Source organism: Burkholderia sp. E168m15, from assembly GCF_016586105.1.
GTDB lineage: Bacteria > Pseudomonadota > Gammaproteobacteria > Burkholderiales > Burkholderiaceae > Burkholderia > Burkholderia orbicola.
Genome location: NZ_BCPO01000192.1, coordinates 1 through 7,207 on the forward strand (window position 1 = coordinate 1; position 7,207 = coordinate 7,207).

8 protein-coding genes are annotated in these 7,207 nt (G+C 69.6%); 3 read left to right on the forward strand and 5 right to left on the reverse strand.

All coding sequences use genetic code 11. The features are described from left to right. The 3 genes from JMF86_RS30575 to JMF86_RS30585 all read left to right on the forward strand — a co-directional run. Nucleotides 1-539: TRAP transporter small permease (locus tag JMF86_RS30575; RefSeq protein ID WP_236593041.1), on the forward strand; the 539-nt coding region annotated here is incomplete at its 5' end. Nucleotides 540-543: 4 nt separating this feature from the next. Continuing rightward, nucleotides 544-1,896: a TRAP transporter large permease gene (locus JMF86_RS30580; RefSeq protein ID WP_006481162.1), complete on the forward strand. Its 1,353-nt coding sequence runs from the start codon at nucleotides 544-546 to the stop codon at nucleotides 1,894-1,896. A 99-nt stretch (nucleotides 1,897-1,995) separates the two neighbouring features. Next, the gene (locus JMF86_RS30585; RefSeq protein ID WP_201317257.1) at nucleotides 1,996-3,087 is read left to right on the forward strand and encodes a beta-propeller fold lactonase family protein; all 1,092 of its coding nucleotides are present in this window, start codon (nucleotides 1,996-1,998) and stop codon (nucleotides 3,085-3,087) included. Between the two features lie 25 nt (nucleotides 3,088-3,112). Here JMF86_RS30585 and JMF86_RS30590 read toward each other — a convergent pair whose 3' ends face one another. From JMF86_RS30590 to JMF86_RS30610, 5 genes are all read right to left on the reverse strand, one after another. Further along, complete coding sequence (locus JMF86_RS30590; protein WP_197285619.1) at nucleotides 3,113-3,361, reverse strand: hypothetical protein; 249 nt, start codon at nucleotides 3,359-3,361, stop codon at nucleotides 3,113-3,115. Nucleotides 3,362-3,393: 32 nt separating this feature from the next. Continuing rightward, entirely contained in the window at nucleotides 3,394-4,812 is a 1,419-nt protein-coding gene (locus JMF86_RS30595; protein WP_054928593.1) for an FAD-binding oxidoreductase, read from the reverse strand. 2 nt (nucleotides 4,813-4,814) lie between these two features. Then, entirely contained in the window at nucleotides 4,815-5,357 is a 543-nt protein-coding gene (locus JMF86_RS30600; RefSeq protein ID WP_012337019.1) for a hypothetical protein, read from the reverse strand. 36 nt (nucleotides 5,358-5,393) lie between these two features. Next, on the reverse strand, nucleotides 5,394-6,473 hold the full coding sequence (locus JMF86_RS30605) for an ABC transporter permease (protein WP_054928594.1): 1,080 nt from the start codon (nucleotides 6,471-6,473) through the stop codon (nucleotides 5,394-5,396). After that, on the reverse strand, nucleotides 6,466-7,207 hold a 742-nt coding region (locus JMF86_RS30610), incomplete at its 5' end, for an ATP-binding cassette domain-containing protein (protein WP_201317258.1). The genes JMF86_RS30605 and JMF86_RS30610, both read right to left, overlap by 8 nt.

Sequence of the window (7,207 nt, forward strand, 5' to 3'; positions counted from 1 at the left end):
CCGCGGGCGGGTCGGCCGCCGCCCCGGACGGCACGCCGCCCGCGCGGCCGCATGCAGCGCCGCTGCTGCGCTGCGTGAACGACGTGCTGTTCCGCGTGCTGGCTGTGATTGCGTCGTCGTGTCTCGCGGTGCTCACGGTGCTGGTGTTCTACGCGGTCGTGATGCGCTACGTGTTCGAGAACGCGCCGGATTTCGTCGAGCCGATCGCGCTGTTGCTCGTGATCGTGATCGCGATGTTCGGCGCCGCGATGAAGGTGCGCGACGGCGGCCATATCGGCCTCGATTCGCTGGTGCGCCGGCTGTCGCCGAAGGCACGTACGGTGGTCATCGCGATCCAGCACCTGAGCCTGATCGCGTTCGCGATCATGATCATGATCGGCTGCGGCAGCATGGCCGTCGAGACGATGGGCGACCGCATCCCGATCATCGGGCTGCCCGAAGGCGTGCGCTACCTGATCACGATGCCCGCGGCGGTCGCGATCATCTTCTTCTCGCTCGAGCACCTGCTCGCGCTTCGTCGTTCTTCGTCGGGACAATAACGCCATGGAACTCGCGATCCTGTCCGTCAGTTTTCTGATATTTCTCGTGCTCGGCGTGCCCGTGTCGTTCGCGCTCGGCATTGCATGCGTGCTGACCTACATGGTCGAAGGTCTGCCGATCGCGACCGCGATGCAGGCGATGATCTCGGGAATGAACGCGTTCTCGTTCCTCGCGGTGCCGTTCTTCATCTTCTCCGGCGAACTGATGCTGCACGGCGGCATCGCCGACCGCATCCTGCGCTTCGCGCAGGCGACCGTCGGCCACTTCCGCGGCGGCCTCGGGATGGCGAACGTCGTCGCGTGCACGCTGTTCGGCGGCGTGTCGGGCTCGCCGACCGCCGATACGTCGGCGATGGGCGGCGTGGTGATTCCGCTGATGAAGCGCGAAGGCTACAGCGCCGCGTACGCGGTCAACGTGACGACGCATGCGTCGCTCGCCGGCGCGCTGATGCCGACGTCGACCAACATGATCATCTACGCGTTCGCCGCGCAGGGCATCACCGGGATGCTGCACGGCCAGCCGGTGAGCGGCGTGTCGATCGGCGACCTGCTGTTCTCGGGGCTCCTGCCGGTGTTGTGGGTGATGGGCTTCGTGCTCGCCGCCGCGTACTGGCAGGCCGTGCGTCACGGCTATCCGCGCCGCGAGGACGGCTCGTCCGCGCTGCCGCGGTTTCCCGGCTGGTATGCGGTGCTGCGCAGCTTCGTCGGCGCGGTGCCGGGGCTGATGGTGATCGCGATCATCCTGGTGTGCGTCGCGAAGGGCATCGCCACCGCGACCGAAGCGGCCGCGATCGCCGTCGTGTACTCGCTGGTGCTGACCGCGGTGGTCTACCGGACGCTGACGGCCGAGAAGCTGCGCCGCGCGCTGTCGCATGCGGCACGCACGACGGGCGTCGTGCTGCTGCTGATCGCGGTGTCCAACATGCTGCGCTTCCAGATGTCGTACCTGGAGATTCCGGATGCGATCGAAGGGCTGCTGAAGCAGTCGACCGCGGCGCCGTGGCTGATGCTGCTGTACATCAACATCATCCAGGTGTTCCTCGGCACGTTCGTCGACATGGCCGCGCACATCCTGATCACGACGCCGCTGTTCCTGCCGATCGCGATGGCGTGCGGCGTCGGGCCGGTGCAGTTCGGGATCATGCTGCTGCTGAACTGCTCGCTCGGCCTCGTGCACCCGCCGATCGGGTCGGTGCAGTTCGTCGGCTGCGCGATCGGCAACGTGTCGATTGGCGAGACGACGAAGATGGCGTGGCCGTACTACCTCGCGATCTTCAGCGCGATCAACATCGTCACGTACATGCCGTTCTTCTCGACGTGGCTGCCGAGCCTGATCAGCGGGCACGCGGTGTTCTGATTGCGGCGCGCGTTTCGCCCGTCGCGGCGCCGGACGACCGAGGTGGTCCGGCGCCGCGGTTGCATGCGCGGTTCCCTTTCTTCACTTCCCGGCACTTCCATGAAAACGACTCTCCTGCGGCGCGCCGTGGCTGCTGCTGCGTTGACGATGGCGGCCTCGCTCGCGCACGCGGCGACGTATGCGTACGTGTCGAACAGCGACAGCCGCGATATCTCGGTGTTCAGCGTCGACACGGCGAACGGTGCGCTGACCGCGATCGAAACCGTGCCGGTCGACGGCACCGTGATGCCGATGGCGTTGTCGCCCGATCATCGGCGCCTGTACGCGGCATTGCGTTCGACGCCGTATCGCGTCGTCAGCTTCGCGATCAATCCGCTCGACGGGCGGCTGATCGAGCTGGGCCGCGCGCCGCTCGCGGACAGCATGGCGTACGTGTCGACCGATGCGTCGGGCCGCTACCTGTTCTCGGCGTCGTATGGCGGCAACCTGCTCGCGGTGAACCGGATCGGCGCGGACGGCGTCGCGGGCGACGTGCGGCAGACGGTGAAGACCGGCCCGATGGCGCACGCGATCCGCCAGTCGCCGGACGGCCGCTACGCGTTCGCGTCGGTGCTCGGCGCGGATGCGTGGTTGCGCTTGCCGTTCGATGCGTCGACGGGAATGCTGACCGACGACACGACGCCCGCGTACCGGCTGCCCGACAAGTCGGGCCCGCGCCATTTCGTGTTCTCGTCGAACGGCCGCTTCGCGTACCTGATCGACGAACTCGACGGCAAGCTGCACGTGCTCGCGCTGTCGCACGGCGGCGCCGATGCGCGGCCGATCCAGACCGTGTCGATCCTGCCGCCCGATTTTCACGGCGACAAGCCATGGGGCGCCGATCTCCATCTGACGCCGGACGGGCGTTTCCTGTACGCATCGGAGCGCACGTCGAGCACGCTCGCCGGGTATCGCGTCGACGCGACATCGGGCAGGCTCGCGCGGATCGGCACGTTCGCGACCGAACGGCAGCCGCGCGGTTTTGCGATCGATCCGTCGGGCAAGTATCTGCTCGCGGCGGGGCAGCTGTCGCCGACGCTGGCCGTGTACCGGATCGACGGCCACACCGGGCATCTCGACGCGATCGGCAAGTATCCGGTCGGCAAGGGCGCGAACTGGATCGAGATCGTCACGTACGACGGGACGAACTGATTCTGCGTGCGGCGCGAACGTTCACCTAACCCCGCGGCGCGTCCGGTTCGGCGTCGCCGTCCGATGCGTCATCAGCCGACCGATCGTTGCGCCAGAGCGCAAGCTCGCGCCACAACGCCGGCCGCGCGTGGTCACGCGGCGGCAATTCAATGACATGCGCGACGCCGCGCACGTTGACCATCGCGCCTGAGTCAGGCAGCGCGGGAATGCCCGCCGACGATGAATCGTCCGGCTCGGCGGTGACGGCGGGGCTGGGCGGGCGTGGCGACATCATGCGAATTTTCCTTGGGGTGTCGAAACGGTGCATCAGTAACGGACCCGCCCGATCAGGCCGAGCGGGTCGACGGCGTGCTGGATGGCGGATGCGACCTGCCGTTGCGCGGCCGGCACGTGCTTGCGGTAGTACGCGATATTGACCGGCCCGACGCCGTGTTCCGCGCTGAAGCAGCCGCCTGCCTGTACGACGCGGTCGTACAGCGCGCCGCGCAGCGCCACCTGCTGCAGCGCGCCGTAGCGTGCTGCTTCGGCATGCGGAATCGACACGACGAGATGGCAGCCGCCGTCGCCGAAATGGCCGAACGCATGACAGCGCAGCGGCGGATGCGCGGCGGTGAGCCACTGCTCGGCATCGGCGACGAATCCGGCGAGCGCGCCGCGCGGAAACGACACGTCGAACGACAGCGGCACGCCGTCCTGCGCGACCGCGGCCGGCAGCGCGTCGCGAATCCGCCAGAACCGTTCCGCCGGCGCGCACGCCGCGTCGAGCACGACGCGTTCGTTCGCCAGGGCGTCGAGCGTCGCGACGGTGCGTTCCTCGAGCAACGCATCGAGCCCCGGCATGCCGGTCGCGATCTCGACGAGCGCGTAGCAGGCTGCAGCGTCGGCCTCGAACGGCACGCGCAATGTCGGAAACGCGGCGGCGACACAGCCGACCGCCGCCGCCGACATGAACTCGAATGCCGACAGCAACTCGCCGAATGCGCGCTCGAACGCGAGCAGGCCGGCGAGTGCCGCGTCGTACGACGCGAACGCGACGAACGCCGCGCACGACGACCGTTCGAGCGGCGCGAGCGCGAACGACACGGCGGTGACGAGGCCGTTCGCGCCATTCGCGCCGATGAAGCACTGCGCGACGTCGAAGCCCGCGTTGCGCTTGCGCAGCGGCGCGAGCGCGTCGATCACGGTGCCGGCTTCATCCGCAAGCACCACTTCGACGCCGAGCACGTGACGGCGCACGTCGCCGTACTTGATCAGGCGGCTGCCGCCCGCGTTCGCGCCGACGAGGCCGCCGGCCGCCGGATCGCTGCCGAGATCGATCGGCACGCAGAGCCCCGCTTCGCCCGCCAGACGGTTGATGTCGGACAGCCGTACGCCGGCCTCGACCGTGATGCTGCGATTGGCCGGATCGAACGCGCGCACGGCGCGCATCCGCTCGAACGACACCACGCATTGCGTGCCGCTGCGATCGGGCACGGCCGCGCCGACGAGCCCGGTGCGCGCGCCCTGGGCGACGAGCGCGATCCGGTGCGCGACGGCGACGCGTGCCAGCGCACGCACGTCGGCGGTCGAGCCCGGCCGCGCGACGCCGAGCGGCACGCCGCTGTACTGCACGACGTCGGTCGCATACGGCTCGCAGGCCGCGCCTTCGAGCCAGCCGTCGCCGAGTGCCGCGGCGAGCGCGTGCCGTTGCGCGGCGTGTGCCGCGGGGGCGGGCAGCGCGTTCATCGTCAACTGGCCCGCGCGAGCTGCTTGCGCAGCCGGCCGCGCACGACGACCAGCGCGATCAGCGGCACGACGCCGCCCCACAGCGGGCTGTGGCGCATCGCGATCGACACCGCGAGCGCGACGACGGTGACGGCGAGCAGCACGAGCGACAGCGACCGCGCACGCGCCTGGTCGACGAACGTGCCGTCGACGAAGCCGCCGTCCGACCACGCGGTATGCACGATGCCGACCACCAGCACGCAGACGAGCATCGCCGCCGGGCCGAGTTCCTCGCCCCACAGACGGCTACCTGTCGGCGACACGAGCGCGAGCACCGCGCCGATCACGAGAAACAGGTCGACGCCGAGCGCGATGCTGTTGCGCTCCGCGCGGCGCATCAGCCACGCGCCGTGCACGAGTGCGAGCACGCCGCCGATCAGGAACGCGTGGGTCCAGCGCAGATCCGGCTGCTCGGGGCCGAGCCGGCCGTAGAACAGGAACACGATCGCCGGCAGGAAGTTGCTCGCGTGCAGCAGGTAGTCGGTTATGGGATGGTTCGATTTCATCGTGTCTCTCCTTCGTCGAAACAGCGTGGCGACGCGTCAAGCGTCGTGCCAGCGGAACAGCCGCGCGGCGGCGAACAGGAACAGCGCGGTGCACGCGGTCATGCCGAGCAGTTGCGGCGCGAGCTGCGCGTACGGCGCGCCGTCGACCAGCGCGCCGCGCAGCGCGACGGCGAACTGGTTGGTCGGCAGGAACGCGAGCCCGGCCTTCAGCCATGCGGGCGCGTCGTGCATCGGGATCGTCAGGTCGCTGAAGAACAGCAGCGGGTAGTAGGTGACGTTGCACGCGAGCTCGGCGGCCGCGAGCGAGCGGGTGCGGCTGGCGAGCAGCACGCCGATGCTCAGCACCATCGCCGCGCCGAGCAGCACGATCGGCAATGCGCGCAGCCCGTCCGGCGTCGCGATCGGCAGCGCGATGCCGAACGCGACGCGCGCGACCGTCAGCAGCACGAGCGCCGACAGCGCCATCATCGCCATCCGCGCGACGATCAGCGCGGCGAGGAATACGCCGCGCGAGACCGGGAAGCACACGTACAGCTTGAACGTATTGCGCTCGCGCAGCGCCGCGATCGCGGTGGTCGTCGAGTTGAGGCCGATCGCCATGAACGCCATCACGAGGATGCCGGTCGCGAAGAACGCGCCATAGTCGAACGGGCGGCGCGTGGGCGCGGCATTCTCGAAGCGTGCCTGCGCGGCCGGCAGCCCGAGCCGCTGCGCGGCGCAGCGTGCGAGCGCGATCTCGACGACCCGCGACGCCGCCTTCACCGCGAGCGAGCCGTTGAAGTCGTAGCGGATCGTTGCCGGCGTGCGCTCGTCGGCGCCGAGCACGACGGTCACGCGCTCGGCCGGCGTGCCGCGGCCGCCGAAGGTCGCCTTCACCGTGTCGCTGTGCGACAGGCTGGCGACGATCTGCGCCTTGCACGCCTGGTTGTACGGCGTCGCGCCGCCGGGCACGTCGAACGCGATGTCGGCCGTGCCGAGCGAGCCCGAGCCGCCGAACGCGAACAGCATCACGCTCAGCAGGAACACCGGGAACACCAGCGTCCAGAACAGCGACGAGCGGCTGCGCAGATAGCCGAGCAGCTCGTTGCGCACGAGGATCAGGAACACCTTAGTCATGGGTCGGGCCCTCGGTGCACAGGCGCAGCAGGTCGCCCGGCGTGCTCGGCGCGAGCGCGAGATGCTGGATACCCTGTTCGCCGACGATCCGGTGCACGTTCGGATGCAGCGTCGCATCGCCGAACGCCTCGACCACGTGCGCGGCCGACACGCGCACGCCGGTCACGCCGGGCAGCGCCGCGAGCCGCTTGCGCAGCGCGCGCGCATCGGCTGCGTCGCGGCAATACAGGACCGCGCGCGCATCGCCGACGAGCTCGGCGCGCAGCGTGTCCCGGTCGCCCTGGTAGCGCACGCCGCCGTCGCGCACCCAGACGAGATCGTCGACCACGCTCAGTTCCTCCTCCGAATGGCAGATCATCGCGACGCTCGTGCCGCTTGCGCGGTCGCGCAGCAGGTCGATCACGACGCCCGCATAGCGACGGTCGAGGCCCGTGAACGGCTCGTCGAGCACGGCCAGCTCGGGCCGGTGCGCGAGCGCGACGTACAGGTCCACGCGCTGGCGCTGCCCCTTCGACAGCGCGCGGCACGGCTTGTCGAGCAGTTCGGCGATGCCGAGCGCGTCGGTGATCGCCGCATCGGTGTGTGCGTACATCGCGCGGTGCAGCGCGACGATCTCGGATACACGCAGATGATCGGGATACTCGACCTTCTGCAATTGCGCGCCGATTCGCTGCAGCGACCGCGAATCGCGCATGAAGCGTTCGGCCGGCACGTCGAGCACGCGCACGTCGCTG